The organism is Nocardia rhizosphaerihabitans (assembly GCF_014646295.1).
In the GTDB taxonomy this organism is placed as follows: Bacteria; Actinomycetota; Actinomycetes; order Mycobacteriales; family Mycobacteriaceae; genus Nocardia; species Nocardia rhizosphaerihabitans.
The window spans coordinates 21,379-35,523 of sequence record NZ_BMNE01000004.1; the positions used below are offsets into that span (position 1 = coordinate 21,379).

Annotated in this window: 12 protein-coding genes and 1 tRNA gene; 7 read left to right on the forward strand and 6 right to left on the reverse strand. The window is 69.0% G+C overall.

The features are described from left to right. The first annotated feature begins 56 nt into the window (after positions 1 to 56). The 5 genes from IEY60_RS17595 to IEY60_RS17615 all read left to right on the forward strand — a co-directional run bounded on the left by IEY60_RS17595 (position 57) and on the right by IEY60_RS17615 (position 4,796). On the forward strand, positions 57 to 1,256 hold the full coding sequence (locus IEY60_RS17595; protein ID WP_189029567.1) for a DNA polymerase III subunit delta': 1,200 nt from the start codon (positions 57 to 59) through the stop codon (positions 1,254 to 1,256). A gap of 57 nt (positions 1,257 to 1,313) precedes the next feature. Further along, a tRNA-Thr gene (locus tag IEY60_RS17600) sits at positions 1,314 to 1,389 on the forward strand. Positions 1,390 to 1,573: 184 nt separating this feature from the next. Continuing rightward, the gene (locus IEY60_RS17605) at positions 1,574 to 2,695 is read left to right on the forward strand and encodes a DUF6670 family protein (RefSeq protein WP_189029569.1); all 1,122 of its coding nucleotides are present in this window, start codon (positions 1,574 to 1,576) and stop codon (positions 2,693 to 2,695) included. Positions 2,696 to 2,846: 151 nt separating this feature from the next. Beyond that, the gene (locus tag IEY60_RS17610) at positions 2,847 to 3,428 is read left to right on the forward strand and encodes a winged helix-turn-helix domain-containing protein (RefSeq protein WP_189029571.1); all 582 of its coding nucleotides are present in this window, start codon (positions 2,847 to 2,849) and stop codon (positions 3,426 to 3,428) included. A gap of 3 nt (positions 3,429 to 3,431) precedes the next feature. After that, on the forward strand, positions 3,432 to 4,796 hold the full coding sequence (locus tag IEY60_RS17615) for an alpha/beta hydrolase family protein (protein WP_189029573.1): 1,365 nt from the start codon (positions 3,432 to 3,434) through the stop codon (positions 4,794 to 4,796). 103 nt (positions 4,797 to 4,899) lie between these two features. Here IEY60_RS17615 and IEY60_RS17620 read toward each other — a convergent pair whose 3' ends face one another. The 4 genes from IEY60_RS17620 to IEY60_RS17635 form a co-directional block, all read right to left on the reverse strand. Continuing rightward, a complete protein-coding gene (locus IEY60_RS17620; protein ID WP_189029575.1) occupies positions 4,900 to 5,259 on the reverse strand; it encodes a DUF1036 domain-containing protein in 360 nt (119 codons plus the stop codon). A 185-nt stretch (positions 5,260 to 5,444) separates the two neighbouring features. Further along, a complete protein-coding gene (locus tag IEY60_RS17625) occupies positions 5,445 to 5,717 on the reverse strand; it encodes a hypothetical protein (RefSeq protein ID WP_189029577.1) in 273 nt (90 codons plus the stop codon). A gap of 28 nt (positions 5,718 to 5,745) precedes the next feature. Then, on the reverse strand, positions 5,746 to 6,654 hold the full coding sequence (locus IEY60_RS17630) for a M12 family metallopeptidase (protein WP_189029579.1): 909 nt from the start codon (positions 6,652 to 6,654) through the stop codon (positions 5,746 to 5,748). A 197-nt stretch (positions 6,655 to 6,851) separates the two neighbouring features. Then, positions 6,852 to 7,904 (reverse strand): alpha/beta fold hydrolase, encoded by a 1,053-nt coding sequence (locus tag IEY60_RS17635; RefSeq protein WP_189029581.1) that lies wholly within the window; start codon positions 7,902 to 7,904, stop codon positions 6,852 to 6,854. 208 nt (positions 7,905 to 8,112) lie between these two features. On the opposite strand from IEY60_RS17635, the gene IEY60_RS17640 reads away from it, so the two are divergent. Both IEY60_RS17640 and IEY60_RS17645 read left to right on the forward strand, forming a co-directional pair. Then, positions 8,113 to 8,574, forward strand: coding sequence for a DUF2752 domain-containing protein (locus IEY60_RS17640; RefSeq protein ID WP_229739918.1), 462 nt, complete (start codon positions 8,113 to 8,115; stop codon positions 8,572 to 8,574). Positions 8,575 to 8,612: 38 nt separating this feature from the next. Then, entirely contained in the window at positions 8,613 to 8,798 is a 186-nt protein-coding gene (locus tag IEY60_RS17645) for a hypothetical protein (protein WP_189029583.1), read from the forward strand. Here IEY60_RS17645 and IEY60_RS17650 read toward each other — a convergent pair. Both IEY60_RS17650 and IEY60_RS17655 read right to left on the reverse strand, forming a co-directional pair. Continuing rightward, positions 8,783 to 10,138: a M1 family metallopeptidase gene (locus tag IEY60_RS17650; protein ID WP_189029585.1), complete on the reverse strand. Its 1,356-nt coding sequence runs from the start codon at positions 10,136 to 10,138 to the stop codon at positions 8,783 to 8,785. The two genes, IEY60_RS17645 and IEY60_RS17650, sit on opposite strands and share 16 nt — an antisense overlap. Then, positions 10,138 to 14,064, reverse strand: coding sequence for a Pls/PosA family non-ribosomal peptide synthetase (locus IEY60_RS17655; protein ID WP_189031162.1), 3,927 nt, complete (start codon positions 14,062 to 14,064; stop codon positions 10,138 to 10,140). The genes IEY60_RS17650 and IEY60_RS17655 overlap by 1 nt, the downstream gene beginning before the upstream one ends. Between the last annotated feature and the right edge of the window lie 81 nt (positions 14,065 to 14,145).

Below are 14,145 nucleotides of genomic sequence, written 5' to 3' on the forward strand. Positions count from 1 at the left end.
GGTCCAGATTGGCCCAACCCGCGAGGCTGTCGTAGTGCGCGGCTAGGGTGTCTCCCGTGGCAGGTGTCTTCGATCGACTGGTCGGCCAGGACGTGGTCGAGACCGAGCTGACCGCTGCCGCCACGGCGGCGCGGGCCGGCGTCGTCACCGGGGCGATGACGCATTCGTGGCTGTTCACGGGTCCACCCGGCTCCGGTCGGTCGGTCGCCGCGCTGTGCTTCGCCGCGGCCCTGCAATGCACCGACCCCGACATCGTCGGCTGCGGGCGATGCCATGCCTGCACGACCACGATGGCCGGTACGCACGGCGACGTGCGCCGGATCATCCCCGAGGGCCTGAGCATCAGCACCAAGGAGATGCGCGCGATCGTGCAGATCGCCTCCCGTCGGCCGAGTACCGGCCGCTGGCAGATCGTGGTGGTCGAGGACGCCGACCGGCTCACCGAGGGCGCGGCCAACGCCCTGCTCAAGGTGGTCGAGGAGCCTCCGGACCGCACGGTGTTCCTGCTGTGCGCGCCGACGGTCGACCCCGAGGACATCTCCGTCACCCTGCGCTCCCGATGCAGGCACGTGCACCTGGTGACACCCACCGTCCCCGCCATCGCGCAGGTGCTGCGCGAGCGCGACCAACTCGACCCGAAAACCGCCGACTGGGCGGCCGCGGTGAGCGGCGGCCACGTCGGCCGGGCGCGTCGCCTGGCCACCGACGAGGACGCGCGCAAGCGACGTCAGCGCGCACTCGCCCTGGTCAGCGCGACGGAACGGCCTGGGGCCGCCTACGCCGCCGCCGACGAGCTGGTGAAGTCCGCCGACGACGAAGCCAAGCTGATGAGCGCCGAACGCGACGACCGCGAACGCGACGAACTCGCCACCGCCCTCGGTGCCGGTGGCACCGGCAAGGGCGCGGCCTCGGCCACCCGCGGCTCGGCAGGCGTCCTCAAGGACCTCGAACGCCGCCAGAAGTCCCGCGCCACCCGCACCGGCCGCGACGCACTCGACCGCGCCCTCATCGACGTCGCCGGGATGTACCGCGACGCCCTCGCGATGCGGTTCGCGGGCCGCGGCGCCGCCATCACCCTCACCCACCCCGACATGACCGACGAGATCACCGAGCTCGCCGCCAACGTCCGTCCCGAAGGCCTGCTCCGCAGCATCGACGCCGTCCTGGAATGCCGGGAAGCACTGGACCTCAACGTGAAACCCCGCTTCGCCGTCGCCGCCATGGTCGCCACCCTGATCGCCGCCCGCTCCACCTGACCACCCGTTTTCGCGTTCTGCCCCTTCCCGCGATAGACTCGCGTCGCCTAACGGCACGCCGCCTTAGCTCAGTCGGTAGAGCGCTTCACTCGTAATGAAAAGGTCGGGGGTTCGATTCCCCCAGGCGGCTCCAAGGTCACAGGCCCTTTCCGGGAATCCGGGAAGGGCCTGTGTCGTTCCTGGCGACTCTTGACGGTCCGATATCACGCGCGTAATTTACCAATCAGTCAAAACTATCCGTGACCATCAGTCACATACACACGTGATCCGGACCGGCAGGCGCGAGCCCGGCGGCCCGCAAAGGAGCAATGGCGCTCATGGAACACCCCACGGCACTCTCACAGACTCCCGCCGCCAACCGTCGATCGCGCATACTCGATCGCCTCGCACGTCCGATCGTGGACGCCGTCCTGCCACGCATCGACTCGCGCATCCCCGAGTCGACCAGGCCTTTCGGGGCCCCGGAGATGATGCGACCGCACGCCGGGTCTCGGCGATGGGCATGGACGCACTACGGGGTGTTCCTCCCCGAGTTGCCCGGCCCCCACCGGTACCTGAACACGATGACCTTGATCGGCGCGACTGGCGCACTGGCTTTCGACAACGACTACCTCGCGGCCGATGACGCCCGCGATACGGCCACCGTGCTGTCGTCCACTGCCGCCGACGGGCACCACCACTACCGGGCCTACGACACGGGACGCGACTGCTCTTTCGCCGACGACGGCTCCCGCCTCGACTGGGGCCGCGACCTCAGCATCACCGGAGCGTATCCGCACTTCCACGTCCGCGGTCACTACGACAATTTCGACGTGAGCCTCGATGTCCAAGCGACGGAACAGGTTTCGTGGTTCGTCCGCACTCCGGTCTACGACCACCTCAGCCTGTTCGCGACCGCCACCGGGACCCTGACCGACAAGACCGGCTCCGTTGCCATCGACCAGACGTTGTGCACCTTCGAATACGCCCGTTGCATGTCGCCGCAAGCGTTGGCGGCACAGGCGCTCTCGACGCGACGCAAGCTCCCCGTCGACTTCTTCACCTACCAGATCGTCAACCTCGACAGCTCGACGCAGGTGCTGCTGACCGAAGTTCGCGCCGCCGGGGCGGTCGCGTGCCGGCTCGCGTACGTGCGGTGCCTCGACGGGACAACGCGTGTCTACGACGATGTCGCCATGACGGTCCTGTCCTATCAGGCGCAACCACTGGTCGATCCGCGCGGCCGCACGATGCGTGTGCCGCGACAACTTCGCTGGCTGGTGCGTGATGCGGCTGGTGCGGAGATCCTGGCATTCGATGCCGAAGTCGACAGCCCGCTCCGTTACGGGCACGGCCGCGGCTACGTCGGTGCCTACACCTACCGGGGAACCTGGCAGGGCCGGCGTCCCGTCACGGGGAGCGGTTACCTGGAATGGATCGACTGCGAACCGGGGCAATAAGACCTGGCGGCTCCGAGGTCACAGGCCCTTTCCGGGATTCCGGGGAGGGCCTTTTGCTTTCCCTGGGGCCGCCGCGGAGGGTCGGGCGAGCAGGGGAGTAGGTGCAAAATTCGCTTTGCATAGATATCTGTGCAAAGAGTACTGTGCAAGCATGGCCGACGAGGTACCGCCCAGGGAGATCACCGATCCCGCCGCTCTCCGCGCGCTCGCGCATCCCCTCCGGCAGCGCATCCTGCGCGCGCTCGCCGAGAAGGGCCCGGCGACCGCGACGGCGCTGGGTGCCCAGCTGGGCCAGAACACCGGCGCGACCAGCTACCACCTGCGTCAGCTCGCCGAGCACGGCTTCATCGAGGAGGCGCCCGAGCTGGCCAAGGGGAAGGAGCGGTGGTGGCGGTCGCCGCCGAAGGATCTGCGGTACCGGATGGACAAGGATCAGTCGCCGGAGATGCGGGAGCTGCTGGAAGGTCTTGTCGCACAGCACATCACCGACGACGTCGAGATGTTCCAGCGATTCCGGGCCGAACGCGCCGAGCTGGGTGAATGGGCCGACGTGATGCCGTTCTCGCGCGGCGCGATCTACGCGACCCGCGAGGAACTCGATGCTTTCTGCGAGGACTATCTCGCCCTGCTCAAACGCTTCCAGGCCACGCACGCCGAGGGCAGGCCGGGGGCGCGCCGGGTACTCACCCGATTCATCGCCTTCCCGGCGCCGGGGATGAACGACAGCGAGTAGATCATGCTTCTTCGAATTGCCCTGGCCGCCACCGTGTTCGCCGCAGTGCTGTTCGGCGCCCCACTCGCGCACGCGAACGACCTGACTACCACCGACATCACCTTCACCCGCTCCGACGGGACGACGACAACCGGCACGATCCACGCACCCGCGGGCGCCACCGGCAGGCCCGGCGTCGTGCTCGTCCACGGCTCGGGCACCGCCCGCAGCCCCCAATACGCCCAGGTCGCGGAAGCGCTGGCTCGGCAGGGCATCGTCGCGCTGTACTACGACAAGCGCACCGAGGACTACACCCCCGCCCATCGCGACTTCTCCCTGCTCGCCGACGACGCGCTGGCAGGCATTGCCGCACTGCGGAATCGGCCCGAGGTGAACCCCGCGCAGGTCGGTCTCTGGGGACTCTCGGAAGGCGGCTGGGTCGCCCCGCTCGCCACCTCGCGGTCGGCCGACGTCGCCTTCCTGATCACCATCGGCGCCAACTCCGGCGCGCCGGCGGCGCAGCAGACCTGGGCCAACGAGACCAGATTCGCGGCGGCGGGCGTCCGCGGATCGATGATCGATGTGCTGGCGCGCAATGGAATCCGGCAGATCGTGGGCGCGGGTCAGTTCGCGCAGGCCGACTACGATCCACTGCCGGTGCTGGCACGGATCGAGCAGCCGGTCCTCGCGATCTGGGGCGACAAGGACCGGCTGACCCCGCCGGGCGACAGCCTGCGCGGCTTCCAGGAGACCTTCGAGCGCGCGGGCAAGACGAACTACACCCTGCGCACCCTGCCGAACGCCCAGCACGGCGGCTTCACGACGACCGACGGATTCGACAAGGGCGAGCAGCTGGCTCCCGGCTACGCCCAGCTGATGGGTAACTGGGTGAACGGGCTGCCCGGGTCCGCGACGGGACAGGTGGACAAGCCTGCGATGCAAGGGCATTCGGTATCACCGCTGGTCCGGCTGGCGTGGTGGGAGTCGACTGCCGCGCAGCTGGCACTGTTGGCGGGTACCTTGCTCGCCCTCGCCGGGTACGCGCTGACCGGCCTCGCCGAGACATGGCGGCTGCCGCACGCCCTGCCCGCGCGAATTCTGGTGGCGGCAGCGGGAATCGGCATCGTCGGCACGGTCGTGCAGCTGTTCTTCGTCGCCTCGACACGGGCGACCTCGTTCGGCCCGTTGCTGTTCGGACGCACTCTGTCCTGGGTCGCGTTACAGCTGATCGCGGTGTGCGCGGCGATCGCGCTCGGCTTCGTCATCGCCCGTCGGAGACGGATGCTCGACGGGGCCGGCGCAGGCGCGCGAACCCGCTGGGCGCTGGTGGTGTGCGGCGGCATCGGGTTCACGCTGTGGGCGCTGTACTGGGGTCTACTGCTGCCATGAGTCATGAGAAGGCCCCTGACCTGGTAGTCGGGGGCCTGGTCTTCGAGCTGCTCCGGTGCCGTCGACTATATCGAGGCCGCGCGGACTGGGCCGGTCAACTGGTTCAGGGAATCAAGTTCACCGTGTGCGTGTTGTGCAGATTCGAGCCGACGCCCACCCGTTTCATGTTCACGACATCCCAGGTGGATGTTCCGATCAGTACACAGGAATGGAACGCGGCATAGGGATTGACATAGACCCGGGGCCCGGTGGAGTCACCCCACCACGCACCGTTGCTCGCTTTGGCGTAGTAATACGCGGCGTCGTACTTCGTCCATATCGCGGTTTTCGTCTCACCCGGATTCAGATTCCACCAGCCGTGTGTTGCCCAGCCGCCGTACCCGCCGCAGGCGCCGGGGTCGACCTGCATGACCGCGACGGAAACCACCAGGCCGTAATCGTTGTGGAACGCTAGCCAAGGCATCGGACTACCCTTCCTGCTCGAGTGGAGGGGCCGGCAGGCTCGCGGCCTCCTGGAAAGGCGCGCTCACCGTCGCGCCGGTATCGGAAGGGGGTTCCGGACTGGCCGCCCGATGATCTTCCGAAGTATGTGCGGCCATTTCGCGGACGGCAGGGGCCTCCGCCGGAGAAACCTGTCCCTCTTGTGGATCAGTACTCATGAATTTCACCTCTCACCATCACCGATAAGTTCTGCGGCGTCGCTCCATGAAAGGGGTCGCCGGTCATCAGCAGCACCGTCGAGTTGCCGGGCGTCAGCGAGGAAAGCAACACCACGTCCGGCGGGCCTTCGGGCGCGAGTACGCGTCCGTTCGGTAGCGGGGTCGCGTTCTGGTAGACGTCCAGCACCTCGACAGCGGAGCCCGATGTCACCCGCGCTCCCGCGGCGGGCAGCAACACGATGTCACCGGGCGCCAGTTCCAACTTCTCCCCGACCGGACCTGCGCGGAGGTCAACCAGCCGTGGCATAGGCCTGCGCGAGCGCGGATTCCACGCTCACGTCCTCGGCCTCGTCCCAGTCCGCGGCCTGGGCGAAGATGGGCCCGCCCCTCGGATAGATGGACCGCGCGAAGGCGAAGTCGATGGCGTTGATGTCCGAGCCGCCGCGAATCGGCTGCCCGTCCGTGGTGATCTGGCCGGGCAACTGATAGCACATGATCGAATCCTGATCGGCCTGCGGCGTAGCCATGATCGAGCGTTCGTCCAGCGGGGTCAGCACGTTCGACCGCGTCTGCTGCTCGCTCCACCCGAAGGTGTCACGGAAATAGGCGATCGTCTTGGCGACATCGAGCCGATTGATCAGCGCGCGGCGCAGATGCTCGTGCGGGAAGCCGAGTGTGTGGCCGGTCTCGTGGCGCACGACGCGCTTGTACTCGGCCTCCGACGTGTTCATCGTGAATCCCTGCAGGTTCATCGTCGGGCGGCTCTGCGGGATCAACAGGACGTCGGTGCCGAGATAGGACCAATAGCCTTGTCCGGTACGGGAAATGCGCACCTGGCCGGTGCCGTTCGTCAGGGCGAAATTGACGCCGATGCCCCAGGCGTTCATATGGCTGAGGATGCGCTGTTTGAGGTCGGCGCCGGTCGTCTCCATAAAGCTGACCGACAGGGTGCGCCGCTGAAAGCCCCAGTACTTCGAACTCAGCACAGCCAGCTCGGCCACTTGCGGCAGGCCGCCTTCCGCTGTCGCGCCCTGGGTGAGCGGCGCATTCACCGGATTGATCTGCGCGGCGATTTCTGCCGCGCGCTCCAGGAGCCGGGACGGCAGCGTCGGAATAACGCAGCCCGGGTCCTCGGGCGGGGAAGCTGTCGCGGCGAAATCGTAGAGGCCGTTGTGCTCGTGGTCGGGTTGCGTCGGCATGGGGATCCTCCTCATCGGGTATCAACGTGGATGCGACTTTCGCACGAAGAAAACGACGAGGTCCCGAGTAGTCGACTACTCGATCTGGGGGTCCTCCAAGGCACGAGAAAGGCCCCCGACCTGGGTAGTCGGGGGCCTGGTCTCGAGTTGCTCCTGAGCCGATCGCCGTTGACCGGGCTCAGGAGAACCGACTCGGGTCAGCGGGCGGCGACGTTGCGGCGGGTGGCCCGAGAGTTGGTGGCGGAACGCAGGATCTGGTGCAGGATGGCGTCGAAGGCGACGCTGTCCTCGATATTGCCGAGGTGACCGTGCGGCAGCACGTGCACATCGGCCAGGTGGCCGGTGCGGCGCAGGATGTCGACGATCGGGCGGGACATGCGCTGCGGGAGCAGCCGGTCCCGGGCGCCCGCGATCACGGTCGTCGGCACGGTCAGGTTGGCGGTGCCCTCCGACAGATCCATGTCGGCCATCGCGGCGGCGTGGCGGCCGCGCGCGAGCGGACGGCAGGAGCGGATGATGCCGACCGCGAAGTCGACCTCGTCGTCCGAGGCATCCGCGGTCATGATGCGGTTGCGGAACACCTGCTCGGTGAACCAGCCGCCGGGGATCGGCAGCGGCGCGAACAGCAGCGACTCGCTGACCGGCTGCGGCATCCGGATCGGAGCGCCGAGGAAGGTAACCGGGTACTCGGCGAGGGTGAGCTGCTTGTTCAGCAGCGGCAGCAGATCGGTTTCCTCGCGGATGCCACCGTTGGCGGTATTGGCGAGCAGCACGGCGGCGGCGCGCTCGGAGACCTGCTCGGGGTGGTGCTTGGCCCAGGCCTGGATGGTCAGACCACCCATGCTGTGCCCGGCCAGGACCGCCTTCTCACCCGGGCGCAGCGTCGCGTCCAGGACGGTGGCGAGGTCGTCGGCCAGGGTGTGCTCGCTGGGTGCGACGGTGCCGAGGGTGGATTCGCCGTGTCCGCGCTGGTCGTAGCTGACCACACGGTACTCGCCGGCGAAGGCGCTGATCTGCGGGTTCCAGTATTCGATGCTGCACGCCCAGCCATGGATGAGAACCAGGGTGGGGGCGGTGTCGGGACCGTAGACGTGGACCCTGAGGTCGGCGCCGTCGGCGGTGGTCACCGGGGCGACCCGATGCTCGGCGGCGGGGGCGTTGAGTTTCGCTGTCGCGAAACTGCGGGTACGCAGCCCGGCACGGAACTGTGCGGTCCGTACGCCTACCGTCATCATCGACTTTGCAAGCATGTCGGCACTCCTTTGTGTCGTAGGCCACCGTACAGTGCGAGCTCGGGTGCTAGCTAGTGTTAGCGGGTCACAGTGTCCCATTTGTTGTGAACTGGGTCACGGGACGCGCAGACACTGTGAAATCGCACGAAATCGCCGGAAAATTACAGCGAGTCTCCGCGATCCGAGCGTGCTGGCGGCCTCGACCGGCCCCGGCTACCGTAGGAGCGTGGACAGCACGCCCGTCATGGCCGAATTCTCCGGCGCACCGCACCGGGAACCGACGCGTCCGGTCTGGCAGCGGATGGGCCCGCCGCTGATCGCCGCCGGGCTCGGTGTCGGCACGCTGGCGCTGCTGCACTTCCGCGACCCGCACGTCGAGGGTTCCTATGGACTGTGCCCGGTCTACGCGCTGTTCGGGGTGTACTGCCCCGGCTGCGGCGGCATGCGGGCGATCCACAATCTCACCGACGGCCGGATCCTCGATTCGCTGCAGAGCAATGTGCTTGTCGTGCCGTTGGTCCTCGCGTTCGCGGTGTTCGTCGTCGACTGGCTGGTGCGTGCCCGGCGTGGTCAACGCTGGCGACTGCCGGGGCTGAACCCGGTGATCGTGTGGTCGTTCTTCGGCCTGCTCGCCGTCTATACCGTTTTGCGCAACACGCCGTGGGGAACCTGGCTCACGCCCGTCTGATACTGGAATCCGCGCCGTTGAGCGGGCAATGTGGAGGCATGCGCGATTCACTGAAGGATCGAGTCCGACAGAAGTTGATGCGCCAGCTCGCCGAGGACGGCCCCGACCCCGAGCGTGACGACGCACGCAGCATCTCCGTGGCCGGCGACCTCGAGGCGCTCGAGATGGTGCCGTCCGACGATCCACTCGTCGAGGAACTCGCGCAGCGCTACCTGGTGTTCTGATGTCCCTGTCCGCCCAGCGGCGGTAGCTGCGGCAGTGGCTTGGTGCCGAGCCAGACCGCGAACAGCCCGCGCAGCGGCGCCACGCTGTAATGGCCTGCCAGATCCACGAATTCCTCGGTGGTGACCGAGGCGTGCCGATAGCGCGCGGTCCATTCCCGGATCAGTTCGAAGAACAGGTGGTCGCGCAGTTCCAGGCGCAGGGTGTGCAGGGTGAGGGCGCCGCGCTTGTAGACCCGGTCGTCGAACATGTCCTTTGGGCCGGGGTCGCCGACGATGATGTCCTGCGGCTGGCGGGCCAGATTGGCTCGCGCCGCCCTGGCCAGCTGGTCGGCGGTCGGGCCGCCGGAGGCCTCCGACCAGATCCATTCGGCGTAGCAGGCGAAGCCCTCGTGCAGCCAGATGTCGCGCCACTGCTTCAGGGTCAGGCTGTTGCCGAACCACTGGTGGGCCAGCTCGTGCGCGACCAGCCGTTCCGAACCGCGTTTGCCGTCACAGTGATTGGCGCCGAACACCGAGATGCCCTGCGCCTCGATCGGGATGTCGAGTTCGTCGTCGGTGACGACGACGGTGTAGTTCTCGAACGGGTAGGGGCCGAACTTCTCGGTGAACAGCGCCATCATCTCGGGCTGGCGGGCGAAGTCGTGGTCGAAGTTCGCTCGCAGCCGCGGCGGCACGACGGCCTGCATCGGCACCGGCTCGCCGGGCGCGCCGATCCGGTGCTTGCGGTAGTTGCCGATCTGGATCGTCGCCAGGTAGCTGGCCATCGGCTCCGGCGCCTCGTACACCCAGGTGGTCTGGCTGGCCTTGGCCTGCTTGCGCATCAGGGTGCCGTTGGCGACGGCGTAGAACGGGCTGTCGGTGGTGATCGAGATCCGGTAGGACGCTTTGGAACTCGGGTGGTCGTCGCACGGGAACCAGGAGGCCGCGCCGTTGGGCTGACTGGCGACGAGCGCGCCCTCGGTGAGCTCCTCCCAGCCGACCTCGCCCCACGGCCCGCGCACCGGTTTGGGGGTGCCCGAGTAGTGGACGGTGATCTCCAAAACGCCGCCGGCCGGGATCTTCTGCTGCGGGGTGACCGCGAGCTTGCCCTGCTGATGACTGAACTTCGCGGCCTTGGCCCCGTTGACGAACACCTTCGACACCGTCAGCGACTGCGACAGATCGAGCGTGAACCAGCCCCGCACCGTCGTGGTGACCGCGATGACCACCGCGCGCCCGGCCAACCGGTTGCTGGCGGGCTTGTAGCTCAGCTCCAGCTCGTACCTGGACACGCGGTAGCCGCGATTGCCGTTCTGCGGCAGGTAGGTATCGATCGGTTCCTCGTAGAACTTGCTCCGCATCAGGCGGCTCCGCGCTGCCTCGACTCCGACATCGAGGCGGTGCCGGTCCACGGCGAGATGGGATTGCCCCACCAGCGGGTCGACGGCGGAACCACGTCGCCGCGCATCACCAGCGACGCCGGTCCGATGGTGGCGCCCGCGCCGATGTGGGCGGCGGGCAGGGCGACACAGTGCGGGCCGAGGGTGGCGCCGGCGTCCAGCGTCACCGTGTCCATGGACATGATGCGGTCGTGGAACAGATGGGTCTGCACCACGCAGCCGCGTTCCACGGTCGCGCCGTCACCGAGTGTCACGAGGTCCGCCTCCGGTAGCCAATAGGACTCGCACCATACCCCGCGGCCGATCTTGGCACCGAGTCCGCGAAGCCACAGATTCATCACGGGTGTACCCGTCGCGGCACGGGCGAACCAGGGCGCGGCCACGGTCTCGACGAAGGCGTCGGAGACCTCGTTGCGCCACACGAACGAACTCCACAGCGGGTGCTCGACGGCGCGAATCCGCCCGACCAGCAACCACTTCGCGCCGACCGCGAGAGCCCCTGCCACCGCACCCGCCGCCATCAGGACCAGGCCGGAGAGCATGGCCGCGACGAGGTAGTCGGAATGCCGGGCGATCAGGGCAAGGACGAACAGCACGCCGAGGCCGATGGCGAAGGTCACCATCACCGGGATCAACCGGCAGGTCTCCACGAAGGCGCGGGCCAGCTTCAGCCGCAGCGGCGGATCGAAAGTGCGTGAGGTGTCGCTGGATTCGGCCGCGCGGCGCAGGCGCACCGGCGGGCTGCCCAGCCAGGACGAGCCCGCCTTGGCCTTGCTCGGCGCGGCCGAGAGCACCGCGACCAGGCCGTTCTTGGGCACCCGGCGCCCGACCGCGGTCATGCCGGAGTTGCCGAGGAAGGCGCGCTTGCCGACCTTCGCCTCGCCGATTCGCAGCCAGCCGCCGCCGAGTTCGTAGCTGGCGATCATGGTGTCGTCGGCCAGGAAGGCGCCGTCGGCGACCACGGTGAACTTGGGCAGCAGCAGCACCGTCGAGGCCTCGACGTTCTTGCCGATCCGCGCGCCGAGCAGGCGCAGCCACAGCGGGGTCAGCAGGCTGGCGTAGAGCGGGAACAGGAAAGTACGCGCCGAGTCGAGCAGGCGTTCGGTGGCCCACACCTGCCAGCCGGTCCGGCTGCGCACCGGGTGGTAGCCCTCGCGCAGGCCGATGCCGAGCAGGCGCACGGCGATCACGGTGGCCGCGGCGTACACGCCGAGGCTGAGCAGGGTCGCGACCGGCAGGATGGCGAAGCCGCGCAGCGCGGCGGCGCCGATGGTGGTCTCCTCGCGGACCCACCAGGCGATGAAGGTGCCGCCGACGGCCAGGCCGAGGACGGGCATGGCGGCCAGCGCCATCGACGACAGGCCGAACACCAGCAGCCAGTGCCTGGCCCGTTCCGGTGCGTGATCGGGCCAGCGGCGCGGCGCCTTGCCGGTCTTCGTCGCGGGCGAGCCCGCCCATTCCTGTTCGGCCTTGACCTTGCCCGATACCGCAGAGCCGGGGGCGATCTCGGCCTTCTTGCCGATCTTGGTGCCGGGCAGCAGGATCGAGCGGGCACCGATCACCGCGCCGTCGCCGATGGTGATGCCGCCGATGTGCACGACGTCGCCGTCGACCCAGTAGCCGGACAGATCCACCTCGGGTTCGACGCTGGCGCCGTCACCGAGATCGAGCATGCCGGTGACCGGCGGCAGGGTGTGCAGGTCGACGCCCTTGCCGATCCGCGCGCCGAGCGCACGGGCGAACGGCACCATCAGCGGTGCGCCGGACAGGCTTTCGGCGCCACTGGCCTCGGACAGCCGCACGGCCGCCCACAGTCGCAGGTGGACCCACGAGCCGCGCGGATACGTGCCAGGACGCAGCCCGGCCAGCAGGACCCGCGCGCCCGCCACGCACAGCGTCATCCGGCCGATCGGGGAGATGAACAGGACGAACGCCAGCACGATCCACCACCAGGACAACCGTGGCAGCCACGGCAGCGAACCGGACCAGCCCGCGATCGCCGACACCACGGCCAGCCAGGTGACCCACTGCAGGCCGGTGAGGGTGGTCAGCGGAATCGTGGCCAGCACCTGGGTGATCTGCGCACGCAGCGGAGTCGGCGTGACGACCCGCACGTCGACGGCGGCGACCGGCGCGCTGCCGTCGAGCAGGTCGACGAGCGAGCCGAGACGCGGATGGTCGTAGAGGTCGGCCACGGTGACGTGCGGATACCGCTCACGCAGCGCGCCGACCAGCTGGGCGGCCGCCAGCGAGCCGCCGCCCAGATCGAAGAAGTCGGCGTCGAGGTCGGTGGCTTCGGCGCCGAGAATGGCGTCCCACAGCCCGGCCACCCAGGCCGCGGTGCCGCCGAGGCCGGACTCGGCCGGCTCGTCGGTGCTCGGCAGCGGCCAGGGCAGGGCATTGCGGTCGACCTTGCCGGAGGTGCGGGTCGGCAGGTCGGCGACGACCGCGAGGCGCGGTACCAGCGGGGCCGGAAGTTGTTCGGCCAGTATCTTTCTGGCCTGCTTGACGTCGAAGTCGGGTCCGGCGCCGGTGAGGTAGCCGACCAGGATCTTGTTGCCCGCCTTGGTCGTCCGGATCGCGGCGGCCGCGCCGCTGACGCCGGGCAGGTGCTGCAGGGCGTTGTCGATCTCGCCGAGCTCGATGCGCCTGCCGCCGATCTTGATCTGGTCGTCGGCACGGCCGAGGAAGATCAGGCCGTCGCGGTCGTTGCGGACCAGATCGCCGCTGCGGTAGGCGCGTTCCCAGCCGAGCGAAGGCAGCGGGGCGTACTTCTCGGCGTCCTTGGCCGGGTCGAGATAGCGGGCCAGGCCGACGCCGCCGATGACGAGTTCGCCGGTCTCGCCTTCCGGGACCGGGTTGCCCTGCGGGTCGACGACGGTGAGGTCCCAGCCGTCCAGCGGCAGGCCGATGCGGATCGGCATGTCGCCGTCGAGCAGCGCGGCGCAGGCGACGACCGTGGCCTCGGTGGGGCCGTAGGTGTTCCACACCTCGCGGTCGGCGCCGCCGGCTAGTCGCTCGGCCAGTTCCGGCGGGACGGCTTCGCCGCCGAAGATGAGCAGCCGCACCGAATCCAGTGCCACGGCGGGCCAGGTCGCGGCCAGGGTCGGGACGGTGGAGACGATGCTGATCTCCCGGCGCATGAGCCACGGGCCGAGGTCGGCGCCGGTGCGGACCAGGTCGCGCGGGGCGGGGACCAGGCAGGCGCCGTGCCGCCAGGCCAGCCACATCTCCTCGCAGGAGGCGTCGAAGGCCACCGACAGGCCGGCCAGCACGCGGTCGCCGGGGCCGATCGGCGCGTGCTGCAGGAACAGCCTGGCCTCGGCGTCGACGAAGGCGGCGGCATTGCGGTGGGTCACCGCGACACCCTTCGGGGTGCCGGTGGAGCCGGAGGTGAAGATGATCCAGGCGTCGTCGGCGGGGGTCGGCAGGGTGTTCCAGTCCGAGGCCGGTGCGCGGCCTGCGGCGGCGGTGGCCGACTCGATGCCGGCGCCGGTGGCCAGCGCGCTCACCCTGGCCTCGCCGAACACCAGCCTGGCACGTTCCTCCGGGTCGTCGGCGTCGACGGGCACGTAGGCGGCGCCGCAGTAGAGGACGGCCAGGATCGTCACGTACAGCGCGGCGCTGCCCGAGGGCATCCGCACGCCGACCCGGTCGCCCGGTCGCACCCCCGCCGCGGTGAGCTCGGCCATCCTGGCCTCGATCGCGGCGATCAGTTCCATATAGCTGAGCACGACGGTGCCGTCGTCGATGGCGGGTGCGTCGGGGTGAGCCAGGGCGGTGCTGGTCAGGATGTCCACCAGGGTGCGCGGCGGCGCGGCCAGGTCGGCGCGCAACAGCGGGTCGCGCAACCGGCTCGCCGGGTCCTCAGTGCGTGGCTCGAGCATGGCGCTCAGTCCACCTCTCATCGGTTGACCCCCATCGGTGTCGTCTGTTGTTTCACGGTCGGGTTACCGGAGGGCAAACGG

Bases quoted from the DNA above. Each gene is read 5' to 3' on its own strand.
- IEY60_RS17605 (WP_189029569.1), top strand. From the start codon at position 1,574: ATGGAACACCCCACGGCACTCTCACAGACTCCCGCCGCCAACCGTCGA.
- IEY60_RS17610 (WP_189029571.1), top strand. From the start codon at position 2,847: ATGGCCGACGAGGTACCGCCCAGGGAGATCACCGATCCCGCCGCTCTC.
- IEY60_RS17615 (WP_189029573.1), top strand. From the start codon at position 3,432: ATGCTTCTTCGAATTGCCCTGGCCGCCACCGTGTTCGCCGCAGTGCTG.
- IEY60_RS17620 (WP_189029575.1), bottom strand. From the start codon at position 5,259: ATGCCTTGGCTAGCGTTCCACAACGATTACGGCCTGGTGGTTTCCGTC.
- IEY60_RS17630 (WP_189029579.1), bottom strand. From the start codon at position 6,654: ATGCCGACGCAACCCGACCACGAGCACAACGGCCTCTACGATTTCGCC.
- IEY60_RS17635 (WP_189029581.1), bottom strand. From the start codon at position 7,904: ATGCTTGCAAAGTCGATGATGACGGTAGGCGTACGGACCGCACAGTTC.
- IEY60_RS17645 (WP_189029583.1), top strand. From the start codon at position 8,613: ATGCGCGATTCACTGAAGGATCGAGTCCGACAGAAGTTGATGCGCCAG.
- IEY60_RS17650 (WP_189029585.1), bottom strand. From the start codon at position 10,138: ATGCGGAGCAAGTTCTACGAGGAACCGATCGATACCTACCTGCCGCAG.
- IEY60_RS17655 (WP_189031162.1), bottom strand. From the start codon at position 14,064: ATGCTCGAGCCACGCACTGAGGACCCGGCGAGCCGGTTGCGCGACCCG.